Below are 24,071 nucleotides of genomic sequence, written 5' to 3' on the forward strand. Positions count from 1 at the left end.
CTTTTTAGACAACCAAATGCAAGTACCAAGCCCCGCAATGACAGTGGGGGAAATTTCCGTGCGTCAATATAAACAGGAGATTGAAAGATGACTGCAACTATTACTCGTCCCAAGTCCAAAAAGGCTGTTGCCGCTAAAGTACAGTCACCGTACAAGCGGCTTCATGTGATTATTCCGATTCAAGATATGCTCTGGGCATCGCAACAAAAGCCTTCAGTCAATCAGCTATGGCAGGAGTGTTGGACGGCTGACCCCTACGGTTCTCGGTGGATGCCTTTATCCTCAGCTTTGGGGTACAGTACTTTTATCTCTGCGAAGAAAATTCTCTCCGAAAGCGGGTTGTTCATTTTCAAGCCAGATAAATCGATACAGGATAGCCGAGAAACCGTTGTCTGGATGGTGAAGAATTTGCATGGCAGCCGGATGAAGGAATTTTGGGAGAAAGCTAATTCGGAAAATCAGCAACCAGATTCTCAAAAACGAGAACCAAATGCTGAGATTTCAGATAAAGATGCTGGCTCTGAAGAAATGCGTGCTTCGTATAAAGCATCTATTTCAGGTAAAAGTCAGTCAGAACAAACGTTCCAAGAACCCTCACGAACTGGTCAGGAACATCTCACCAACTCATCAAATGAGTTGGTGAGATGTTTCTCTGACACGCTTTATGAGATTTTGCCCTGTGATGAGACGGCTCACGCTCCCTTGGGGGTCGCGTCGCCTCAGTCTGTTCAAGACGTGTCAGAGAATGAGGAAGACTCGCCTACGGCGAATGACTGTACATCGCTGGCGCTAGTGGAAGTTGTACAGGGTGAATCTGCTTTGTTGATAGGAGAAGGCCAGGATTGTGGCCTTGAAGCGATATTCCCTCATGGAGGTAATTGTTCCGCCGCACCTGTTGCACAAAATGAATTTTCTCTAAATTCTGCGATCGCTAATCAAACACAAGAGCAAGTAGAACAGGTTTATCCTGCTTCCTTATCGGGAGAAAATCAAGTCTCTGGTTTTGAGCCGAAAGACTGTCATGTTCGCGTAGCCTCTCGTAGAGAAGGTACTTGTTCCGCCGCGCCCGTTGCACAAAATGAATTTTCTCTAAATTCTGCGATCGCTAATCAAGCGTCCGTGTCATTAAATCAAAGTGAGATATTTGAATGGTTGGATAGAGCAAACGTTGGAGAATGCCCCCCATTGTGGGTAATTCAGTATTTGCTAGACAGCAAGTATTACGCCAGCATGAGGGCAACAATCAGCAAGTTTGAGAAGCAGTGGAATATATCTGTAGTCAATTATCAGGTGCAAAAATCTAGTGAGACGTTGTTTACCGCCGTTCGCGGAGCGTCTCGTAGAGAAGATATCGCCATGAGATCCCAAGCTAGACTATTGCGAATGGAGAAACTGAAGATGGCTTCTCTGGTTGGGGAAAATCCGGGCTTTGACTTTCTCCAACAATGCTGTCATGATGATCCGGCTTTGCAGATTGTGATCAAAAAGCTTTTGGCGAAGTTTCCGCAGTGGGGGATTGCAGTTGTGGATGAGGTGTTGGTTAGTTGGGATAAATAGCAATTGCTCTTTACTACCAATCTCGATATCACTCACACCGCCAAATTTTAATTGTTTTGTCCTGACTACCACTAACAATTGTTTTACCATCAGGACTGAAAGCTACAGAATGAATATGTGATGAATGTCCTGAAAGAGTATTTATCAACTCTTTTGTACATAAATGCCAAAGTTTAATTGTGCTATTGGCACTGCCACTAGCTAAAGTTTTTCCTACTACACCTCGTAGTGTATTGCGTTTAATAAATACTTAATTTTCTTAGATTTTTCCCTAGTTAGAGTCGATGTCCGTATTGCTACGGCGCACCTCTCCTTCAGAACCGGACATACACCTTTAGGCGCATCGCGGCTCCTAGCAACCTACGGGTAACTGGGTAAAAGCCCAAAATCACATTCATAGCCCGTTTTCAGGTATTGCAATCCCCTTTAAGCTGGGCAATTACAGCTTCAATCTTTCCGGCTTGTTCGCATAACCAAAGGCGTGATTAACCTCGGTGTGGACAGATAGGGAGTCACTTCTAACCTTGAAGGGGAGGGATTACACCTCCATCCTGGGAACAGTTATGAGATTTTCAAGGTTCTGCCTTGACGTTCTCACTACGGGTTATGAATTCACCGCAAACGAGTCGCACCACCCCACACCCTACCCCCCTGCCCAGACGAGCTTTCAGCTTTACAAGGGTGCCATTCACCCCACATCTTAACTCTTACACCCTAACAACTGACAATTAACTCAGCACTCAACTTATTCTCTCTGAATTATGCCCTTAGAAGGATGATTTATATTTATTTATTTAACTTTTGATAAAGTCTCCTCAATTACTGCATATTTAGCCGTAAAATTACTATCACTACTAAATAAAAATTACAAGTCGGGTGCTACCTGTGCAGATTCCCATTACAGAAGTAATGGAAACTGTTTTGTACTGTCAAAAATTATTAATGAATTTAAAACTTCAGTATGGAAAGTTTTCTGCCCTACAGTAACGCCATGCCATTATCAAGTGCGCCCAAATTAGAAATTGCCTGTTCGTCGCACTTAGTAACCTGGCTGCAAACCCACCTTCTTAGCCTCACCTTCACTACTTATCAAACCAATCGCCTGTTTTTTATCGGTTGCAATGAACAAGGACGAGTAGTTGCCAAAGAGCGATTGTTTGATAAACCGATGGGCATGTATGCAGTCAATAACAGTATATATGTTAGCACGCGTTATCAAATTTGGCGATTTGAGAATTTACTCAAACCAGGGGAAATTTATCAGCAAAGCGATCGCCTTTACATCCCTCGCACGGCATACACTACTGGCGACTTGAATATCCACGATGTTGTGCTGGATGAGTCAGAAAATATCATATTTGTCAATACAGATTTTAGCTGCCTGGCTACCATCAGCAACGACTACAGTTTTGTTCCCCTGTGGCAACCGCCGTTTATTTCCAAGCTAGCCGCCGAAGACCGCTGTCACCTCAACGGGTTAGCGTTACGCGATCGCAAACCAAGATACGTCACCGCCTGTAGCACCACCGACACCGCCGCAGGTTGGCGCAATCACAGAGTAGGTGGAGGTGTAGTGATTGATGTGCAAAGCGATGACATCATCGCCACTGGTTTATCTATGCCCCACTCACCGCGCTGGTATCAAGGCAAGCTGTGGCTATTGAATGCGGGGACAGGAGACTTTGGCTACTTAGATGGCAGCCAATTTGTATCTATTACCTTTTGTCCTGGGTTTGTGCGGGGGCTGGCATTATGGCAAAACTTCGCCATTGTGGGCTTGTCGAAATTGCGATCGCCTACTTTTAGCGGACTCCCTTTAGAAGAAAGGCTGGCCACTCTGGGCAAAACTTCCCAGTGTGGGTTGATGGTGATTGATATCAATACTGGGGAAACAGTGCATTGGCTGCATCTAGATGGAGTAGTGGAAGAATTATTTGATGTGGCAGTGCTACCAGGGGTACGCCAACCCCAGGCTTTGGGCTTTCAATCTGAAGAAATTGAGCGCCTAGTTACCTTTCCCGGTTCTGGGGGCATTGTCACTACCAAACCCACAGCAAAACGCCCCAGCATTGGCGGTAAGGCTCCCGTCGCCGGATTACCCCACCAAATATGGGAAGGCTCAAACACCGAAGAATCTCCCAATGCCCCATACCCAATGCCCGATGCCCCAAAATACCAGCGCGTCTATCACCTTACTTCCAGCAGCCTCGCTGATTACGATGCCTTCACCTTCCCCAGTTTGCAACAACGGTGGCAAACCCAACCCCAACGGGGTGAATTAGTGGGGATTTCTGCGTCGGTGGCGGGGGAAATGGTAGCGTTTGCTGTTGCCGAAATGCTACCAGAACAAACGGCGGAATTGATTTCGCTGTTTGTTGAGGCAGGATATCGGCAGCAGGGGATTGCCACCAAGCTGTTGCAGTATTTAGAAAAAGCTTTGGTGGCGGAAGACTGTCATCAAATCAGCGTAATTTACCAGCCGACAGCGTTAACTGCCAGTGCTTTTGTACCTTTGTTACACAAACACACAAACTTGGTTGGCACTCACCGCAAATCACCCAGGATGGAAAACAGCGATGGCTGCGCCCGCTAAAAGCAACGCAAAAATTCCGGACTACATCCGCCCGTTCCTTATTTGAACAGGGGAAACAGTGGGCGCAGCAGGGCGACTTGCAAGGGGCGATCACTAGCTTTAGTGAAGCGATTCGCTTGCAACCAGATTACATTGCCGCCTACAACCAGTTGGGTAATGCTTTGCATGGGTTGGGGCAGATGGAACAAGCGCTCGCCGCTTACCAAAAACTGCTCTTGATTAACCCCAACGTTGCCCAAGCACACTGCAACCTGGGAGCAATCTGGCAAATTCAGGGGAAGGTGGAGGAGGCGATCGCCGCTTATCAACTGGCGATTCAACTCAAACCAGACTTAGCAGCAGCACACCAAAATCTCGCCAACTTAGTGGGGAATAAATGAGCAAGATTAATCCGTCGGACAGATCGCCGCCACATCTATGAGGAAATTGGCTTGAAACCTCCGAACAAAGCCAAGAGAATTAGAGTTTTTCAGGCGTGGCAACTCTCAGCATTTTTTGATCACAGGAAAACAAACCACTATGACCAACTTTATTGAACTAACAGACAGCAACAACCCCTTCAATAGCATTAATGTGATTTTTCACAGCGCCCCTACCTTAGCTGACATCGATGGTGATGGCGACAATGATTTGATCGTTGGGGCAGCTGACGGCACGCTCAATTACTACAAAAACACAGGCACAGCCACCAACCCGGTCTACACAGAGCAAAACGGTACAGCTAACCCCTTCAATAGCATTAATGTGATTTTTTACAGTGCCCCCACCTTAGCTGACATTGATGGCGATGGCGACTTAGATGTGGTCGTTGGGGAATTTAACGGCACACTCAAGTACTACAAGAACACAGGCACAGCCACCACTCCGGTCTACGTAGAGCAAACAGGCACAGCCAACCCCTTCAATAGCATTTCTGTCGGGAGTCGCAGCGCTCCCACCTTTGCTGATATCGATGGCGATGGCGACTTAGATGTGGTCGTTGGGGAAAGTAACGGCACACTCAAGTACTACAAGAACACAGGCACAGCCGCCACTCCGGTTTACGTAGAGCAAACAGACACAGCCAACCCCTTTAATGATATTAATGTGGGGAATATTAATGTGATTTTTTACAGCGCCCCCACCTTTGCTGACATCGATGGCGATGGCGACTTAGATGTGATCGTTGGGGAAAGTAACGGCACACTCAAGTACTACAAGAACACAGGCACAGCCACCACTCCGGTCTACGTAGAGCAAACAGGCACAGCCAACCCCTTTAATGATATTAATGTGGGGTCTTACAGCGCCCCCACCTTTGCTGACATCGATGGCGATGGCGACTTGGATTTGATCGTTGGGGAAAGTAGCGGCACACTCAAGTACTTCTACAACAACCCCAATCGCCCTCCTGTTGCTGTCAACGATGCCGTTAGCACTAACGAAAACACCGTTGTTAATGGTAATCTCTTAGCTGCCAACCCCACCACCCCTGACAGTGACCCTGATGGCAACCCCTTGACGGTAACAGCAGTCAACGGCAGCGCTGCTAATATTGGTACTCAAATTAACTTGGGCAATGGGAAACTCACGGTGAATGCCAACGGCACTTTTACCTTTGACCCCACCAATGGCACTGCTACTCTGACAGATGGCTACGATTATTTACCTCAAGGAGCCACTGCCACTGAGTCTTTTAGCTATACCATCAGTGATGGTAAGGGTGGGACTGCCAGCGCCACTGCCACCATCACGATTACTGGGGTGAATGATGCGGCTACCATCTCAGGTACAGCCACAGATGCAGTTACCGAAGATGCCACCACACCCAATTTAACCACCACGGGTGCATTAACTGTCACTGATGTTGATACTGGCGAAAACAAATTTAAGACTACCGTCACCTCCGCTAGTGGTAATCTCGGTAGCCTCACCATCACCGATAATGGCACTTGGAATTACACTGTTGCCAATAGTGCGGTGCAATCCCTGGGAGCCGGAGCCACCAAAACTGAAACCTTCACCGTGAAATCTGTTGATGACACCGCCAGCCAAAATATTACCATCACCATTAACGGCATCAACGATAACCCAGTTGCAGGTACAGACTCCTTAGTTGCTACCCAACTCATCCCCACCAGCATTGCTGTTAGCACCTTACTTGCCAACGATAGCGATGTTGATACTGGGGATAGCTTGAAGATTACTGGCATCAGCAACGTTGTCGGTGGTGGCGCAGTTTTATTCAATAATTTCACCCCTAGTAATTTTACTGATGATTTCATCGTCTTTTTGCCTACCAACAGTGGTACGGGTAGTTTCAAATACACCTTGACTGACAATAATGGCGGTACAACTACAGGTACTGTCAACCTACTCATTGGTTCTACCCAACTCGGTCTTAATGGCAAAGACACCCTCACAGGCAATGATGGCCCTGACTTGCTCAATGGCGGCAATGGTAATGATACTCTCATTGGCGGTCTAGGGAATGATACTCTCATTGGCGGTAACGGTGATGACTTACTCATTGGTGGTGCTGGCGCGGATGTTCTGACTGGTGGTCTAGGCGCTGATACTTTCCGCTTTGCTTTGACTGATTCTCTGCTGAGTAACTTTGACCGCATCACCGATTTGCGAATTGGCACGGATTTGATTGATGGACCGAATGCTGTCAGCGCTGCCAATGTCAGGAAATTGGGGACAGTCATTAGTCTAGATGCTGCTGGTGTGGGGGCACTGTTGACTAATAGCAACTTTGTGGCTAATGGTGCTGCCACCTTTAGCTTTGGTAGCCGCACCTTTCTGGCGCTGAATGATGTCACAGCTGGTTTCCAATCTAACAATGACGCGATTATTGAGATTACTGGCTATAGTCGCAATCTCAACAATTTGGCAATTGTTTAATTGTAAATGTAGCGATCACTCTTGAGAATTTCACGGGTGCGATCACTCTGCAAATAGATTTGATAAAATCTCATCATCACTTTTTCTGTGGTATTAATTAGTGCCTTTTTTGTGATATGAGCAATCTGCAACCTCATCCGCATTACTTGACAGCTAAGGGTAATTATTCTGGTTGAAAATGCTTGTATAGACACAATAATAGCTTTTTCAAACAAATATATCCTTGGCAAAAAAAATTGTAATTTTTAGAACATAGGAAATCGAAAAAATGCCTACTAAATTGTTAAGCAACACAGAAAATCAATACAGTGTACCTGGAGGAAATAATACCACTGACATTTATAACATTCTAGGTAATAGCGGAAATAATTCCATAACAGGTGGAGGTGGTGACGATAACATTTTTGGGGGTAATGGCGATGACACGATTTTTGGGGGTGATGGCAATGATAAACTCTCTGGAGATTCAGGTAATGATACTCTGTTTGGGGGTAACGGTAATGACACCCTGAATGGGGGTACTGGTGATGACTTCCTTGATGGTGGGACTGGTAATGACTTGCTCTATGGTGGGACTGGTAATGACATCCTCTATGGTGGGATTGGTAATGACATCCTCTATGGTGGGACTGGTGATGACATTGTAGTTGGTGGTCAAGGTAGCGATATCCTCAATGGATTTGGCGGTGCGATCGGAACCGCAGAGGTAGATTACTTAATTGGTGGTGGTTTCGTTGACTCAGCTGGTAATGTTGATGACCCCTTCGCTCCCTCAGCAGCAGATGGCGTTCGAGACACTTTCGTACTGGGAAATGCTACTACTAGTTTCTATACTAATGCTGGTAACAACGACTTCGCTGTTATTTTCGGCTTTGAGACAGCTAGTGATGTTGTTGCTGTAAGTCCATCTGTAACTCTTGGATTAGGATTTGGAACTGTTGATACACCTTTCTTAGGTCCAATTGCGGGTACATTGATTTTCTCTGGTAGTGACTTAATTGGCGTACTAGCAGGAGTATCACCTAGTTCACTCAGTGGTGTTAATTTCATAGCCGCCGCGTAAAGTCGTCTTTTTGAGAGCTACTTTGCCATAATCGCCTTTGTATAGCAATGGAGAATTTTTGGTCGCTAAGGAAATCGGTGGTGTTGAAAGCTAGGCATAACACACATTTCAAGAATTAGTATCAATTCAGCCTACTCTGATATTTGAAGGGTTTAACTGTCCCACTTTTGGACTAAAAATGGGACAGTTAATGCAGGAAAAGCTTGATTTTGCGTTGATGCAACTTGCTCACTGTAGTCGCTCCAATCCAGCAATTCTCATTAAAAGAACAATTATTGTTATCATTAGACTTATCCTTAATATAAACAAAGTGGGATAATAAAAAACGGAGTAAAAATTATATGTAGATAATATGACAAACCCTTTAGCAAGAATTGAATCACATCCCCACGAAGCAAAACGATTAATAGGGATTAATTATGACCAGTTTTTAGCATTGGTATCCTTAGCGGAAAAAAGGCATAGAGAGAAACAAGCAGAAATTGAAAAAAATAAAGTTCGGATTATTGCCAAGGGAGGCGGACGCAAACCAGAGATGTCACCGAAAGAAGGAATATGCTTGTGTCTAGTTTACCTCAGACAAAAACCAATTTTTGAAATTTTAGGGTTACTCTTTGATATTTCCAAAACAAAAGCGAATGATGCTTTTAACTATTGGGTAGATATTTTGAGAGAAATTTTACCAGCATCTCAAATAGAAGAAGCGTCAGTAGATAGTCAAAAATATCAAGAATTGCAGCAAATGCTGTCCGAGTATGAATTAATTGTTGATAGTGCAGAACAGGCTACAGCGAGACCTGTAGACTATCAAGAACAAAAAAGATATTACTCTGGTAAGAAAAAAATGCATACTCTAAAAAACCAGTTTATTGTCTTACCAGGTGGTGAAGATATTGTAGATATCTGTGTGGGAATGCTGGGAAAAAGAAGTGATATTAATTTATTTCGAGATACTTGGAATAAATTTGCTGACTCACAAAGGTTTATAGGTGATAAGGCCTATATTGGAGATGATGCCATTACCACACCTCATAAGAAACGAAAGAATACAGAAATTTCGGAATTCCAAAAACAAGAGAACAAACAACTTTCGTCTCGCAGAATTGCCGTTGAACACATGATATGTCGGGTAAAAATATTTCGAGTAGCCTCGGAAAAATTCCGTCTCGCTCGTCATCGATATAGTCAGGTAATTCTGGCAGTTTGTGGGCTGATTAGGTTAAGACTTAATCGCTTAGTATCCTTAACCATTAATACTTAATTTTTTATCCTGAAATTGATTTCATCGTTTTGTACTTTTTACTCTAATTTTAATTTTTTGTCTCAGAATGCCGCCAAACACCTATTTTCTCGTAGAGTAAGATAGCGATCGCCTATTCAATCTGAATTGCTCAAACCCATTCACAGTAAGCATTTACTTTTTGCGGATAAGTCTATTCGAGGCTATGCAAAATTTCAAGTTTTAGATATGGTTTTTGTATCTCAATACTCGTAAGTACAGGTTTTTTTTTGAATCAGCCAGGAATTTTTGATGAAATAGTGCAATACTTTCAGTCAATCCTAAAGGATTTTCCTGATAAGCGAACAGGCAAAAACAAACGCTATAAAATGAGCGATGCAGGATTAAGTGCATTTTCAGTATTTTTTACTCAAAGTCCGTCGTTTCTGTCCCATCAACGTTCAGGGGAGGCATAATCTGCGACTCGCTCCCATCCCCATTTATACAGCACTTCCGGCAGCTATGAGGTACATCCTAAAAGCTGAAAGCAATGATAGGAGAGGGGCAAGGAGAAAACTATATTGCATAATAGCCGGAAGCGCTGTAAGCAGTGTCAATATTTCAGGCATTATGGATATCTTTATGAATTCAAGGTGGAAGAGGTGATTAATCCTAAGACTTTCCCCCAATTGGTAAAAACTCTTGGAGTATCTGTCTGCCACTTTCTGCAAAGAATTTACTAGATAAATATAAAGAATAGATAAAGATTAGTGCTTCTACATACATCTGTTCAGTAAATACGATGAAGAATATGTAAAGTTATTTTTTTAGAGATGAATAACTCAGTAAATATTCTGTATGGTATTTATTAGCAGATTATTTAGGGCTTGCTGAAAATTTATTTCTTTATTCCTCGTAAGCTGTTCTGTATTTTTTAGCTAGATACCAAAGGAAAATACCCCACAACAAGTCCATAAATATTTGTTGCCCTGTTTTCAAGCTAGCAAGACTTACGCATGGACAAAAACAATGAGATTTGTTTTTCAAAGATTCGGAGCTTGATTTTTCGATGCTTTGTCAGCAGTGTGTATGGTAAATATTTGCCTATGCTACTGATCAAGGGTGATTTAAATTAGCTTGAAATTAGCTTTTTGTGAATTCAGATCCTCTGGAATTTGTAGAATGCCTAAGACTTAAATAGTCCGAAGTACTTCGATAAGTAATACTTGCAAGTTAATCAAAAGGAAAACCTTCCGAAAAAATTCGTAACCCCCAAGGGTGAGATTGAAGTATGTCGAAATCATCAAATTTCGGCAAATTTTTCTGTGCCAAAACAGCATTAACAACTGATAACTTAATTTACTTCAAAATATCGATTCAGGTAGGAAAAAGTAATGGCAAATATCATTGGAACCGACGGGAATGATACTCTATTTGGCACTGACAGCACTGACACAATTAACGGGAAAGCTGGGAATGATAACATTACAGGTAGTAATGGCGACGATACCCTAAGGGGTGGTGGTGGGAAGGATACATTTGTTTACAGCTCCAATGATGGCACTGATACTATCACTGATTTTGGTGGTGTAGGTAAAGGTACAAATCCCACAGCAGCAGTTATTGCCGAAGTTGATACTATCAAATTCCTTGATGAGGAATCGACTGCGCGAAATCTGCTACTAACCCAGAATGGTAATAATCTGGAAATAACCTTTCAAGATATACAAGAAAATTTAGGATTTGAAGATTCACGAGTATATTTTAGTGACCCGAGTTTGAAAGTAATCTTGCAAAACTTCAAACTAGAAGATTTGGATAACTTGAAAGCTTCTGGTACAAGACCAGCCATTGGTAATATTCTGTTTAATGGGCAAACTACCATTACCGATAGCTTTAATGTTCTAGATGCCAATTCTACTGATACGAGCATCGGCATTGCAAACACAGTCACCTTTCTCAATAACCTGGACAATAACATTACAGGTTTAGACAACTCAGATGATGTGATTAATGGTCAGGGGGGTAACGACAAAATCGATGGCTTAAGTGGCAACGATCTTTTGAGGGGTGGTACAGGGAATGATACTCTCATTGGTGGCATCGGGAATGATACCCTCCTAGATGATACTGGCAATAACTCTCTTGTGGGTGGTATTGGCGACGATATTTTGATTGTTGACTCTTCAACAGGATACAACACCCTCAATGGTGGCGCTGGTAACGATCAATTGTACGCTCGAGCTTCAGAAGGCAATAACTTACTATTTGGAGGCGATGGGAATGATATTCTTGATTCCTCTTACCTTAATACTGAGTATGGATACTCCTTTATTGCTTCCTCAGGCAATAACACTCTCTACGGTGGTACTGGTGATGACCGCTTGGTTGTGTCTCCAGAAGGGAATAACTTACTCTCTGGGGACGATGGCAATGATTATCTCTCCAGTTCTGGCTATGATGAGTATAGATCGAACTATCGTTTTAGCTCCTCAGGCAATAATACCCTCAACGGTGGCATTGGTGATGATATATTGCGTGCTGAATATTCAACAGGCAATAACCTGCTGAATGGAGGCGATGGCAATGATTATCTCTCCATCTCTGGCTATTACATCCAGTACTTCGATTTTGGTTATTATGATGTCACCTCAGGTAATAACACCCTCAACGGTGGTACTGGTGATGATACATTGCGTGCTGAATATTCAACAGGCAATAATTTACTCTCTGGGGGCGATGGCAATGATTCCTTATATGTTAGCCCCTCATCCCCATCTACTTCCCCCTCTTATTCAATTACTCAAACGGTAGATGGGGGTAAGGGTGACGATTTATTGTCCATCGATTACAGCAATGCTACAGGAGGGATTAGTTCGACATTCAATGCCACTACTAATATTGGCTCAATTACAGCAGGTAAGTATCGGGTTAACTACAAGAATATTGAACGATTAAATATTTCAGGTACAGCTTACAATGACAACATTGTGGGTAACAATGGCAACGATACGCTCTCCACGGGTAATGGTGGCAATGATACGATAGATGGCGGTAACGGTGACGATGTTTTGTCTATCGATTACAGTAATGCTACAGGAGGGATTACTTCGATATTCAATGCCACTACTAATATTGGCTCAATTACAGCAGGTACGTATCGGGTTAACTATAAGAATATTGAACGATTAAATATTTCAGGTACAGCCTACAATGACAACATTGTGGGCAGCAATGGCAACGATACGCTCTCCTCCACGGGTAATGGTGGCAATGATACGATAGATGGCGGTAAGGGTGACGATTTATTGTCCATCGATTATAGCAATGCTACAGGAGGTATTACTTCAACATTCAATGCCACTACTAATATTGGCTCAATTACAGCAGGTACGTATCGGGTTAACTATAAGAATATTGAACGATTAAATATTTCAGGTACAGCCTACAATGACAACATTGTGGGCAGCAATGGCAACGATACGCTCTCCTCCACGGGTAATGGTGGCAATGATACGATAGATGGCGGTAAGGGTGACGATTTATTGTCCATCGATTATAGCAATGCTACAGGAGGGATTACTTCGACATTCAATGCCACTACTAATATTGGCTCAATTACAGCAGGTACGTATCGGGTTAACTATAAGAATATTGAACGATTAAATATTTTCGGTACATTCTACAATGACAACATTGTGGGCAGCAATGGCAACGATACGCTCTCCACAGGTTATGGTGGCAATGATACGATAGATGGCGGTAATGGCAACGACTACTTAACTATTACTCGCTATACATCAGGCAATAATTTAATCTCTGGGGGCGATGGCAATGATACTCTTTCTGCATTTACTGCCTCAGGTAATAACACACTCAACGGTGGCAACGGCAATGACTACCTCACAGGTGGTAACGGTAATGATAGTCTAATTGGAGGAGATGGTGTTGATACCTTTGCTTTCAATAGTTTCAATGAAGGCTTAGACACTATTTATGATTTTAACGCCACGAATGAAGTGATTCAGATATCGGCTGCTAATTTTGGTGGTGGGTTATCCATTGGTTCGCTCAAAGCAAATCAGTTTACCATTGGAACATCTGCAAACACTAGCACTCAGCGATTTATCTATAACTCGACTACTGGTGCATTGTTCTTTGATCAGGATGGCAGCGCAGGGGCGTTTACTAAGATACAATTTGCACAACTATCTACTGGCTTGTCACTAACTAATAACAGTTTTGTGGTTGTTTAGTAAATACTTGAATTGCGAGGTGCAATTTTAAGCATCTCGCATTCGATTGTTCTCTATGTTCAAGGTATATATCTACGGAGAATAGCCACAAGGAGGGCATAAAAATCTCTTTCTCTCTAAGAGTCAGATTTTGACTATTTTCAAGTTAGTAAGACTTAGGCACTGGCAAAAAAAAAATATCAAGAATGGGTTTTAGGCATTAAATTGTCAGTAATTTATCCCAAAAAAGTATGCTTAAAAACCTTGAAATGACCGATTATTCTGAATCTATACGCTTATTAATTTGTACAGTGCTTAAGACTTAGATAGTCTGAGATAGTTAGATAATTGTTACGTAAAAGCTTTCTTATTTAGTGAATTTTCGAGAAATATGGCTATTTCTCAATGATGACATATAAAGTCTGTCACAAACGTCTAAAAAGTCAAATTCCGATGAGTTATTTGTGTTAAAAACTGCACAAATAGCAGATTGAGAACTGAAGTTACTAAAAAAAATCGATTTTAGGTAAAAGTCATGGCAAATATCATTGGAACCAACGGCAACGATACTCTAGTAGGTACTTACGAGTCCGACACGATTAAGGGTCTTGCAGGCAACGACACCATCACAAACTCCTTTGGCAAAGACACTTTGACTGGTGGAGGCGGCAATGATAAATTTATTTTCAACTACGGTAGTAACGACACTAATATCATCACCGATTTTGGTGGCGTAGGTAAAGGAACAAACCCGCCAGCAGCAATCATTTCCGAAGTGGACACCCTAAAATTCCAAGAAGATGGCTTCACTGCCCAAAATTTGCTGCTGACCCAGAATGGCAGCAATCTGGAAATCACCTTTGAAGAAGTCAGTAGTGTCCCAGTTATTCTGCAAAACTTTGCTCTGGAAAACCTGGATAACCTCAGCTTATCGACAGGAGCCACTGTCAACTCCGGTAATATCCTGTTTTATGGGCAAACTAGCATCACGGATAGCTTTGATGTCTTCAATGCCAACTCCACCCAAAGCACTATCTTCAACTTGAACACAGTCACCTTCCTTAACGACCTGAACAATAATGTTAACGGCTTTGACAACTCAGATGATGTAATCAATGGTCAGGGGGGTGATGACATCATTAAAGGCTTAAGTGGCAACGATATCCTCAGAGGTGGTGCGGGGAATGATACTCTCATCGGTGGTGCGGGGAATGACACCCTCAAGGATGGTGAAGGCAATAACTTCCTGTTTGGTGGTACTGGTAACGATCGCTTGAATGTTGATTATTCATCAGGGGATAACCTGCTCGATGGTGGCGATAGCAATGATTCTCTAAGTGCCGCTACCACTGAAGGCAATAACACCCTCAATGGTGGTGCTGATAATGATTACTTGAATGTTGATTATTCAACAGGCAATAACCTACTCAATGGTGACGATGGCAATGATTCTCTTGTCCTCTCTGGCTTCGATTACTTCAGTTACTTTGGTGCCTCAGGCAATAATACTCTTAACGGTGGAGCTGGTACTGATTACTTGACTGCTAACTATTCAACAGGCAATAACTTACTCAATGGTGGCGTTGGTAGCGATACTTTAGATGTTGAAGCTTCAAAAGGCGATAACCTACTCAATGGTGGCGATGGCAATGATTATTTATTCGCCTCTGGGAATACTACCAGATACGGCATTGTTCCCTCTTTAGGCGATAACACCCTCAACGGTGGTGCTGGTAACGATACCTTTAATATTAACTATTCAACAGGCAATAATCTACTCAATGGTGGCGATGACAATGATTCTCTCACAGCCTCCGGCTCCTTTGACTACTACGGAGGATTCTTCGCTGCCTCTGGAAAGAATACTCTCAACGGTGGCGCTGGTAACGATACCTTAAATGTTGACTATTCAACAGGCGATAACCTCCTCGATGGTGGCGCTGATGATGATAACTTGAGTACTGACGGTTCATCAGGCAATAATCTACTCAATGGTGGGGATGGTAATGATTCTCTTAGTGCCTCTGGTGCATTAGGCAAGAACACCCTTTATGGAGGGAATGGTAACGATATCCTCATAGGTGGCAACGCTAATGATACCCTTTATGGAGGGAATGGTATTGATACCTTTGCTTTCAATAGTTTCAATGAAGGTATTGATAGTCTTTATGACTTCAACGCCACTAATGAATTGATTGAGGTATCGGCTGCTGGTTTTGGTGGTGAGTTATCACCAGGTTCACTCTCAGCCGATCAGTTTACCATCGGAATATCTGCAACGACAAGCAATCAGCGATTTATCTATGACTCAAGTACAGGTGGACTGTATTTTGACCGAGATGGTAGTGCATCTGGGTTTACTCAGATAAAATTTGCACAGATTTTGGGTGGTGTTACACTAACCGAAAACAACTTTGTGGTTGTTTAATCGGGCATTACCCGCCCAACGCAGTGGCGGGAGCAATGCGAAAAAGTGAGATCGAAGGTGTAGATCAAGATTCCCTTGCATTGATGTTGATGTGGGGACAAGTAACGATCACTAATCAAACTCAGGGGCAGGTAGAACAGGGTAATCCCGCTTGGTTGTTGGTTGAAAACTCGGTTTCGGGTGTAGAAGTCAAAGCCGTTCATGAGGGTGAAAGTTCCGCCGCGCTTGTCCCTGATCCTGAAAAATGGTCGCATGATGCGATTGTTGCGAGGTCAAATGTGCGACCAGAACGTATGCAGAAACTCAAGATTGCGGGGAATTCGGGGCAGAATCCGGGGTTTGATTTCTTGCAAGAGTGTTGGAATGACGATCCGGCACTTGTGATAGTGATCAAGAAATTGCTGGTGAAGTTTCCGCAGTGGGGGGTTGCAGTTGTGGATGAGGTGTTGGTGGATTGGGGGGCTAGTGCGATCGCTGACTTTGAAAGAAGCGCTCCGAACCAGTAATGGTGTTAAGTCACTAGAAATTGTAGAAAGTGGCTTCTTGTAAAGAAGGGATCAAACCGGAGGCATAGCAGGCTAAGTCTCGTGTAGTTGCTTGGTTTGAGTGGGCAAGGCGGCAGAGGATTGTGATTGCGATGTCGGGCGATGTGGTGTACACGCCGGATGGTGAGGCTGTGGCGTTGCAGGAGATGATGCGGCGGTTTCCATCTGGAGTAAACGTGATGAAGATAAGCCCATAAATTTATTATTTATTGCGGAGATACACGCCAAATCTTAATAGTGCCATCCTGCCCAGCACTAGCAAGTGTTTTGCCATCGGGATTGAAGGCGACAGAGGAAACTTGTTGTTTGTGTGCTGTAAAAGTGCTGATTTCTTTACCAGTAGTAGCATTCCACAATTTGACAGTGCCATCGCGACTACCGCTAGCTAGTAGTGTTCCATCTGGGCTAAAAGCAATAGTTCTGACTTCACCTTGATGACCAGTTAAAATATGAATAAGTTTACCATTATGAATATTCCACAGCTTAATCGCCTTATCCCGAATGCCAGCAGCTAAAGTGTTTCCATTTAGGCTGATAGCGACAGCATTAATTGATGATTTCGCCTCGAAACTACCTGTTCGTTTACCAGTTTTGACATTCCAAGACTGGAGCAGAGAACCAGAACCACTTGTCGCAAATAAGGTCTGACCATCCGGGCTAAAGGTGGCTGGTTGAGTCTTGAAATTCTCAAATCCTTTTTGATAAGCGTCGGGATCGTCCTTTATACGAATGATTTCTCCAGTACGCCAATTCCACAACCTGATGATAGAGCCGAGATCGAGATTACTAAGGAGAGTTTGTCCATCTGAGCTAAAGACTACACCAATTACTGGATCTGAGTGCTTGAGTGTACGGATGAGTTTTCCTGTTTGAACATCCCATAAATTTATGCTGCCGTCCTGAGAACCACTAGCGAGAATTTGACCATCCGGGCTAAAACTGACAGTCCAAGCTGGGACTGATAAAGTAAGAAACAGTTTACCAGTGTTAGGATTCCAAAGCTTTACATTAGCACCAGCACTAGCAAGAATTATTCCCACAGGGCTTGGAGAATACGCAACCGAATAACCTGAATCAGACTGTGTTGATAAAGTACGGACTAAGTGGTTATTTTTTGGCGACTGAGCAATTAAATCCTGAGTGTTAGGAGTCTGAGTAGTGCAACCGGAAACAGCAATAGTGATAACTGTCGGTGCTATTAGGTAATTCCACCAAATACGGTTGAGAGTCATTATCGAGAATGCCTTCAGCTTGATATTTGACTCGACTGATTAAACTACACGCTGTTCCCGCTCAACGTTCCGCATTAAAGACAACGCTTAACTTTTGGGCAGTAAAGTCATATCGTTTTAGAAAACAAACTAGCCAGTCTACTCATGGATGCACAGGTAATAAATTATCTCCAGCAAACACATACTGCTGTCTGGAATGAAAAAGACCGTACAACGCGTGATGCATTGATGCAAACCATCTATGCAGACGATATAAAAATGTATGACAAGGATTTTATCCTTACCGACATTAGCGCCGTTTCTGACTTTATCGACAAACTATTTGCGGACGATGCTGATTTCAATTTTGTGGCAACAAAACCGATGGAAAGTACGCAAAATGGGGCTCGATTATTCTGGGATATTCGGAGCGGTTCCCAGCCTAATGTCTTAACTGGCATGGATTTTTTTGTCATAGAAAATGGAAAAGTAGCCCATCTGTTTGTTTTTATGGATGCTCAATAAAGGGTTGCAGCAGCTAGCATAATTCCCACTTGCTGGGGATATTAGAGCAAGTAGAAGAAAGTAATTCCGCAACTCTTGGAGACGCTGTGCGAACGTTGTTGGTTAAAAATTCAGTTTCAGGTGTAGAACTCAAAGCAGATCATGAGGATGAAACTTCCACCGCGCCTGTGCCAAATCCTGAAAAGTGGTCGCATGAGGCGATTGTTGCACGGTCAAATATGCGACCGGAACGTATGCAGAAACTCAAATTAGCCGAAAATTCGGGACAGAATCCGGGTTTTGACTTCTTGCAAGAGTGCTGCGATGATCCCGCGAAAGCAGATTGTGATCAAGAAGCTGCTGGCGAAGCTTCCGCAGTGGGGGGTTGCGATCGTGGATGGGGTGTTGGTTGATAGTTCGGCATTATCTTATTGTCTGCTGTGGGTGCAATACTGATGAGCGTTTCGACAGTTGTTGTTTCAATTAATGCTATGTTGTTACGGTGCGTGCGTTTGTATGGCATTGTTAGGCCCAAGAAGGAATTCGTTTGAATGCGATCAATTCGGATTCCGACGAATCCTGGCTATCAAAGCGACGAATATATCCGGGCAAAATATTTTTAATAAGAGCGTAAAAGCACTTTTAATTCGCGTCTCATCTTGCCGGATAAGCTCCACGCGATAACAATCCATTTCGGCGTTTTCGGATCGGTAGCTCTTGCTAAAATAATGGACAAGAAAGGGTGTTCTGATCGCAGCACGGTAGTCCGCAGCGAAATCTTTTCGGCACAGAAAGAGCTTATTTGAACCAGCCGCAAAAGGAACAATGTCGGACTGTGTCTTTTCTCGCCACAGCGCATAGCCGGCAGTCACGTCAGGCCATTCAGCGCGACAAAAATCATCCAGAGCGATTACGCCGTCCCTTGCCAAGGTCTTTTCAGCCAAACGTAAGTCATTCTGTACAATCGAGTTCCAGTGTCCACCGTCCACACTGAAAAATCGCACCGGACCTACTTGCTGAAGGATATAGTCATGAGAGACATCTTCCGACGAGCCTTTGAATACGCGAATTCGCAAGGGGTCAAGATGAAACTTAGCCAAGTTTGCCTGAAATGAATTGAAGTCCCCTTTTCCAGAAAAATCCAAATTTTTGCTCTGATCATCGAAGATGTCGATACACAGCGCCGATTCATCACCCCGCAGTGCCATACACAAAGGAATGAATGACTTGCCATGATGAACGCCTATCTCTACGCACCCACCTGCAATGCTTTGTTGGTCTTGAAATTCCAATATTGAACCGATGATCTCGGCATCAACTCGTTGCAGCCAGCCATTTACGTCTTTCTTGTCATAACGAAGGTAATTCCAGAGTTTGTTGCCCATTGCAGAGTTCCAAATTAAGTGATTTTGTGATGTATAAGTCTAAGATTGCTTGGCCCTAACTATGTATTATTTTGTGGATTAAAGGATAAATACTGATACAGAGTAAATATCACATAAATTGTCAGATAAAAAATAATTAAGGATTATTTAAATCAGACGATAGCTCTAACTCTCACAAACGAATGGCACGCTTGAAAAGCGTAAAACCCTGGTATTCCTGGATGAAAGGGTGTAGGGAATTAAGAAGATGTTGAACTACTTGACGCACTCGCATTCAATTGTCTGGAACACACTCAGCCTACACCCTACCCCCAACAAGATAGCCCTCACGAGGTTTCACATGAGTCTTAGTGCCATTCCTCTCACAAACTCTAAACGTCAAGCAGTCTCTACCAACAGCGAAGAAATGTTGGTGAATTGTATGAATTCTTGCCTATTCTTGTAGAACACATCAGCAACGAGGTGATTGAATACATCATAACCCCCACTGAAAAACTCGCCCGTCGCCCAAAATGAATTTTCTCCAAGATCAGCGACAGCGATCGCAGAACAAACACCAAAGCTTGTAGAAGCAGGTAATCCCGCTTCTCTACGAGACGCTGTGCGAACGTTGATGACTGAAAATTCAGTTTCGGGTAGAGAAGTCAAAGCAAATCATGAGGGTGAAAGTTCTGCCGCACTTGTCCCTGCTCCTGAAAAATGACCGCATGAGGCGATTATTGCTTCTGTCAAATATGCGACCGGATAATGCAGAAGGTGTAGCTCAAGATTCCCTTGCATTGATACTGCCAAGCGACGAATTACTTTCTGAAAATGGGGACGCATAATCTGCGACTCGCTCCCATCCCCATTTATAAGCAGTGTCAACCAGAATTTCTTTACCATTTCGGAACTTAATAAATTCCTGACCGTGGTCGTAAAATATGTCTGCAACCAGTTGATTACGCTCGTCGTAACCCCACTTATCCACTGCTGCCCTCCACCAGCGCTTTCCGGGTGAGAGCAACTGTTCAAGTTCTAAATACTCCGGTTTCCAGTGCTTGGTTCGCCATTGATTTGCCAGTGCCTCAATTAGTATCGCAGTTGGGTAGATAGGCTTCAGATTTTCTTCGAGCCAGAGTATATAAATTATTGCACTCCTGAAGGCATCTTCTAAACCATAGCTACATACTTCTAGAGTTTCTTGGAGTTGCTCGTCATTAAAATTTACGCCGAGCGATTGCAGGGCTGGAGCGTACAAATCAAATAATTCTTGTTCTACTGAATCGGCAGACCAGAACCACATAAGAAAAAGAAAACTCCTGCTGGGCGGCTAAATAAAATTTAGCATTTAGCGTGGGAAGTTTTGATGTGAGGACAAGTAGCAATGTCTACGAAGGGCTATTCGGCGTCGCAAAACTTTGTCCACCTGAAATTTGAATAACTCAATCGCCTCATGATGCAAGCAGTTTGTAGGGTTGAGCAACTGTTAGGTTTGCACCTTGGAAGCTACTCAACCCAGTTTTATTTTCGGGTTCTTGCGTTACTTTTATGGAGAATTAATACTAAAGTGCCAGTTGAATAAACTTTTTAGTATAGAATCTGAATTTAGTGCTGTAGAACCTAATTAATAGGTTGGAAGTTTACTGAGATGAAGTGAGTTATAGAAGAAGAAACTCAATCACTCAAAAGCTTTTGGAGAAAGTGATTTTGAGATTTTTGGAGAAACTGCTCAAGCAAATAAGCAAACCACCCGTACTAACCTAATTGAGAGAATTTGCTTTATGGCTAGACTTAGTATTCCATCGAATTTCATCGGTACCCTCGGTTCCGACGTTCTAATAGGAGAAGAGGTTAATGCCTCTCCAGCAATTGGTATCGATATTTTAACTGGAGGTTACATCCGTACACTTTCAGGAAAAGACAAGCTGACTGGTATTGGTACTGGCGGCAACGGGAAGAATCAGTATGGCTTAGAGGGCAGCAATGGCACAGGTATTGTTAACGATGGCAGTCTAGATACAGGTTGCCAAGAAGACGCGATCGCTGGTACAGGTAATGGCGGCAACGGCGGCAGCGGCCGCGATGTCGTCGGCGATATCGGTAACGGTGGTAAGGGCGGCGACGGCGGTACTGGAACTGGGATTGCCAACAATGGCAAACTGAATACAGGAAACGGAAACGACGCGATCACTGGCACAGGGAAGGGCGGCAATGGCGGTATCGGCGGCCATGTTAGCAATACTGATTACGCCTTTGGCGGTGCTGGCGGCGATGGCGGCGACGGCGGTACTGGAACTGGGATTGCCAACAATGGCGAACTGAATACAGGAAACGGAAACGACGCGATCACTGGCACTGGTATTGGCGGCAACGGTGGCTATGGCGGCACCAGAGACAGCGACAAATACATTCCCCTCCTTGGCACCAACGGCGATGGTGGAACTGGAACAGGCATTGCTAACACTGGCAAACTGAATACAGGGGACGGAAACGACGTGATCACTGGCACGGGTAATGGCGGCAACAGCCCCAAAGGTGGGTTCGAGGGTGGCGGTGGTACTGGAACAGGCATTGCTAACACTGGCAAACTGAATACAGGGGATGGAAACGACGCGATTACTGGCACGGGTAATGGGGGCTATGGCGGCTATGGCGGCTATGGGAGCGACGGTGATGCTGGGGGTGGTGCTGGGATCGGCATCTTTAACGTTAAAGATGCCACCATCACTACAGGGACGGGCGAGGACACGATTACGGGTAATGGGAACAGTTCAGGAGCAACCGCCACCACCTATGGCATCTTCAACAATGGAGTCATTGATACAGGAAACGGAAACGACACCATTATCGGACAGGCTACAACAACAAGTGATGGTGTTGTTGGCTACGGCGATAGTTCTGCCTACGGCATTTATGGAGAAGGAGTCATCAAGACTGGGGATGGTAATGACAAAATTATTGCCACCAGCATCATAGATGGGGTTCAACAGAAAGTCTCTATTGGTGGCGGGTTAAGTATTCAACTGGGTGCTGGGAATGACTACTTTAAAGGATTCGGTGTTGCGACTGTTGATGGTGGTAAAGGTTTTGACACTCTCGATCTGGGCGCTTTCAATCGCTCTGAACTGATCGTATCTGGTGTTAGTTCTGGCAATACCCTTGAAACTGCTGACATCAGTTTTAACAACAACGGCAACACCATTACCTTGTCTACCACTGGCTTTGAGAAATTTATCTTTGCAGATAGCTCTTTCTGCTACAGTACTTTGACCAACGGGGCATAGGTCAAATCAATTCCAAATTCCCTTCTTATCAATTCAAAATTACAAGATGCTCTCTACGAGACGCTACGCGCAGCGTCTCGTAGAGAGCGTCTTGTAGACCACTGATTCTTTGAATCAGTGGGGGTAAGAAAAGAGCAAATTAATCAATTCAAAATTTTTGTTTCTTCTTAATGAGAGCATTTTGAATACGTGAATTTCATTAAATGGTCAATACTTCTGGCTTTGTGCAACGGTGGCAGATTCTTGGAAACTAATAATGGCGACAACTAAATATCAAGCTTACACAAACGTGCCAAAGCCAAGCCCAAAACTGCTAAAAGCACCACTGAAAAAGCAATCTAAAATTACCACCTGTCGCTTAGACTTACTCTCACTCATCAAACAATGTACATTTGTCGCTGCTACAGCTGAGGCTGTCCTCAATTTCCCCTGATCTTTCCTGATGATACGAGTCGAAAAGTAAAAATCTCTGTTTTCTACTGTCACACCATGACCAGAAAAGTAGAACAACAGCAAATCTTCTTTTGCACGATTGGTAAGCCCTCAGTTACGCAACTGTGGCAAGAGTGTTGGACTGCTGACCCCTATGGTTCTCGGTGGATGCTTTTGACCTCAGCTTTAGGATACAGTACTTTTATCTCTGCGAAGAAAATTCTCTCCGACAGTGGTCTGTTCATTTTCAAGCCGTGTTTCAATCCCAGTACAAACAAAAAACTTGGTAACTGTTTTAGCTTGACAATGGCTATTTTGTACTTACCTTGTTTACCATCATAAATTTCAATTGATGATGTATCAAAAAATATCTTACATCAAGCGATGTGAATTGATTTTTATTGTTTGTGAGAAATTTGCGTTTGAGGGCTATGTTTGTAAAGGGTTGTAAAATTTTTAAGTTTTTGCGAAAAATTTGAGTTGAAGAATGAAATTTTATTAGATTAATTGCTAAATAATAAAAACTTTGTAACCTGATTGATGCTTGACTAGTCTTTAATAGCATTTTTACTTGTGTGACTGGTAACAATATTTCTAATATTGATGACTTAATTCGTACCAATTTCACATAACGTGTTTTTTGTAAATCCCAATGGCATCTTTTTTGGTTCTAATGGCAGTTCAAATGTCGGTGGTTCATTTGTAGCAACCACTGCCTTCAATAAACCACTTGTATAAAGAAAGTAC

General features: G+C 43.4%; 22 protein-coding genes and 1 pseudogene. 17 read left to right on the top strand and 6 right to left on the bottom strand.

Translation table 11 applies throughout. The features are described 5' to 3' along the window. Positions 1-87: 87 nt before the first annotated feature. A complete protein-coding gene (locus FD723_RS32775; RefSeq protein ID WP_256875281.1) occupies positions 88-1,557 on the top strand; it encodes a hypothetical protein in 1,470 nt (489 codons plus the stop codon). A 28-nt stretch (positions 1,558-1,585) separates the two neighbouring features. Here the strand turns inward: FD723_RS32775 and FD723_RS32785 are convergent, their stop codons facing one another. Beyond that, complete coding sequence (locus FD723_RS32785; protein WP_179069768.1) at positions 1,586-1,801, bottom strand: WD40 repeat domain-containing protein; 216 nt, start codon at positions 1,799-1,801, stop codon at positions 1,586-1,588. A gap of 717 nt (positions 1,802-2,518) precedes the next feature. Here FD723_RS32785 and FD723_RS32790 point away from each other — a divergent pair. The 10 genes and pseudogenes from FD723_RS32790 to FD723_RS43330 all read left to right on the top strand — a co-directional run bounded on the left by FD723_RS32790 (position 2,519) and on the right by FD723_RS43330 (position 16,487). Continuing rightward, on the top strand, positions 2,519-4,150 hold the full coding sequence (locus tag FD723_RS32790) for a TIGR03032 family protein (protein ID WP_256875282.1): 1,632 nt from the start codon (positions 2,519-2,521) through the stop codon (positions 4,148-4,150). Positions 4,151-4,227: 77 nt separating this feature from the next. Next, a complete protein-coding gene (locus tag FD723_RS43300) occupies positions 4,228-4,530 on the top strand; it encodes a tetratricopeptide repeat protein (protein WP_256875283.1) in 303 nt (100 codons plus the stop codon). A gap of 139 nt (positions 4,531-4,669) precedes the next feature. Then, the gene (locus tag FD723_RS32795) at positions 4,670-7,036 is read left to right on the top strand and encodes a VCBS domain-containing protein (protein WP_179069460.1); all 2,367 of its coding nucleotides are present in this window, start codon (positions 4,670-4,672) and stop codon (positions 7,034-7,036) included. Positions 7,037-7,304: 268 nt separating this feature from the next. Beyond that, the gene (locus FD723_RS43990) at positions 7,305-8,099 is read left to right on the top strand and encodes a calcium-binding protein (protein WP_179069461.1); all 795 of its coding nucleotides are present in this window, start codon (positions 7,305-7,307) and stop codon (positions 8,097-8,099) included. 352 nt (positions 8,100-8,451) lie between these two features. Then, positions 8,452-9,360, top strand: coding sequence for a transposase family protein (locus FD723_RS32805; protein WP_179069462.1), 909 nt, complete (start codon positions 8,452-8,454; stop codon positions 9,358-9,360). Between the two features lie 275 nt (positions 9,361-9,635). Continuing rightward, positions 9,636-9,776 (top strand): annotated as a pseudogene (locus FD723_RS43320) (ISNCY family transposase); the annotation flags it as partial. Between the two features lie 833 nt (positions 9,777-10,609). Beyond that, entirely contained in the window at positions 10,610-10,744 is a 135-nt protein-coding gene (locus tag FD723_RS43325) for a hypothetical protein (RefSeq protein ID WP_256875284.1), read from the top strand. Beyond that, a complete protein-coding gene (locus FD723_RS32810) occupies positions 10,713-13,574 on the top strand; it encodes a calcium-binding protein (RefSeq protein ID WP_179069463.1) in 2,862 nt (953 codons plus the stop codon). The genes FD723_RS43325 and FD723_RS32810 overlap by 32 nt, the downstream gene beginning before the upstream one ends. A gap of 514 nt (positions 13,575-14,088) precedes the next feature. Next, complete coding sequence (locus tag FD723_RS32815) at positions 14,089-15,981, top strand: calcium-binding protein (RefSeq protein ID WP_179069464.1); 1,893 nt, start codon at positions 14,089-14,091, stop codon at positions 15,979-15,981. 35 nt (positions 15,982-16,016) lie between these two features. After that, a complete protein-coding gene (locus FD723_RS43330; RefSeq protein WP_256875285.1) occupies positions 16,017-16,487 on the top strand; it encodes a hypothetical protein in 471 nt (156 codons plus the stop codon). 72 nt (positions 16,488-16,559) lie between these two features. On the opposite strand, the gene FD723_RS32825 is transcribed toward FD723_RS43330, so the two are convergent. Both FD723_RS32825 and FD723_RS32830 read right to left on the bottom strand, forming a co-directional pair. Beyond that, positions 16,560-16,721, bottom strand: coding sequence for a hypothetical protein (locus tag FD723_RS32825; protein ID WP_179069465.1), 162 nt, complete (start codon positions 16,719-16,721; stop codon positions 16,560-16,562). An 11-nt stretch (positions 16,722-16,732) separates the two neighbouring features. Continuing rightward, on the bottom strand, positions 16,733-17,758 hold the full coding sequence (locus tag FD723_RS32830; RefSeq protein ID WP_179069466.1) for a WD40 repeat domain-containing protein: 1,026 nt from the start codon (positions 17,756-17,758) through the stop codon (positions 16,733-16,735). Between the two features lie 144 nt (positions 17,759-17,902). Between FD723_RS32830 and FD723_RS32835 the strand changes: the two genes are divergently transcribed. Continuing rightward, positions 17,903-18,262 carry a nuclear transport factor 2 family protein gene (locus tag FD723_RS32835; RefSeq protein WP_179069467.1) on the top strand — a complete coding sequence of 120 codons (360 nt, stop codon included), beginning with the start codon at positions 17,903-17,905 and terminating at the stop codon, positions 18,260-18,262. Between the two features lie 29 nt (positions 18,263-18,291). Next, complete coding sequence (locus tag FD723_RS43335) at positions 18,292-18,654, top strand: hypothetical protein (protein ID WP_256875286.1); 363 nt, start codon at positions 18,292-18,294, stop codon at positions 18,652-18,654. Positions 18,655-18,798: 144 nt separating this feature from the next. Here the strand turns inward: FD723_RS43335 and FD723_RS32845 are convergent, their stop codons facing one another. The 3 genes from FD723_RS32845 to FD723_RS32855 form a co-directional block, all read right to left on the bottom strand. Then, complete coding sequence (locus tag FD723_RS32845) at positions 18,799-19,626, bottom strand: class I SAM-dependent methyltransferase (RefSeq protein ID WP_179069468.1); 828 nt, start codon at positions 19,624-19,626, stop codon at positions 18,799-18,801. A gap of 378 nt (positions 19,627-20,004) precedes the next feature. After that, the gene (locus FD723_RS32850; protein ID WP_179069469.1) at positions 20,005-20,274 is read right to left on the bottom strand and encodes a hypothetical protein; all 270 of its coding nucleotides are present in this window, start codon (positions 20,272-20,274) and stop codon (positions 20,005-20,007) included. A 115-nt stretch (positions 20,275-20,389) separates the two neighbouring features. Further along, entirely contained in the window at positions 20,390-20,911 is a 522-nt protein-coding gene (locus FD723_RS32855; RefSeq protein ID WP_179069470.1) for a hypothetical protein, read from the bottom strand. Between the two features lie 478 nt (positions 20,912-21,389). Between FD723_RS32855 and FD723_RS32860 the strand changes: the two genes are divergently transcribed. The 4 genes from FD723_RS32860 to FD723_RS43345 all read left to right on the top strand — a co-directional run bounded on the left by FD723_RS32860 (position 21,390) and on the right by FD723_RS43345 (position 24,062). Next, the gene (locus tag FD723_RS32860) at positions 21,390-22,892 is read left to right on the top strand and encodes a hypothetical protein (protein WP_179069471.1); all 1,503 of its coding nucleotides are present in this window, start codon (positions 21,390-21,392) and stop codon (positions 22,890-22,892) included. A 256-nt stretch (positions 22,893-23,148) separates the two neighbouring features. Continuing rightward, on the top strand, positions 23,149-23,325 hold the full coding sequence (locus FD723_RS44270) for a hypothetical protein (protein WP_179069472.1): 177 nt from the start codon (positions 23,149-23,151) through the stop codon (positions 23,323-23,325). Between the two features lie 56 nt (positions 23,326-23,381). Then, the gene (locus tag FD723_RS32870; RefSeq protein ID WP_256875288.1) at positions 23,382-23,666 is read left to right on the top strand and encodes a hypothetical protein; all 285 of its coding nucleotides are present in this window, start codon (positions 23,382-23,384) and stop codon (positions 23,664-23,666) included. A gap of 291 nt (positions 23,667-23,957) precedes the next feature. Continuing rightward, positions 23,958-24,062 carry a filamentous hemagglutinin N-terminal domain-containing protein gene (locus FD723_RS43345; protein WP_256875289.1) on the top strand — a complete coding sequence of 35 codons (105 nt, stop codon included), beginning with the start codon at positions 23,958-23,960 and terminating at the stop codon, positions 24,060-24,062. The last annotated feature ends 9 nt before the right edge of the window (positions 24,063-24,071 follow it).

Source organism: Nostoc sp. C052, from assembly GCF_013393905.1.
In the GTDB taxonomy this organism is placed as follows: Bacteria; Cyanobacteriota; Cyanobacteriia; order Cyanobacteriales; family Nostocaceae; genus Nostoc.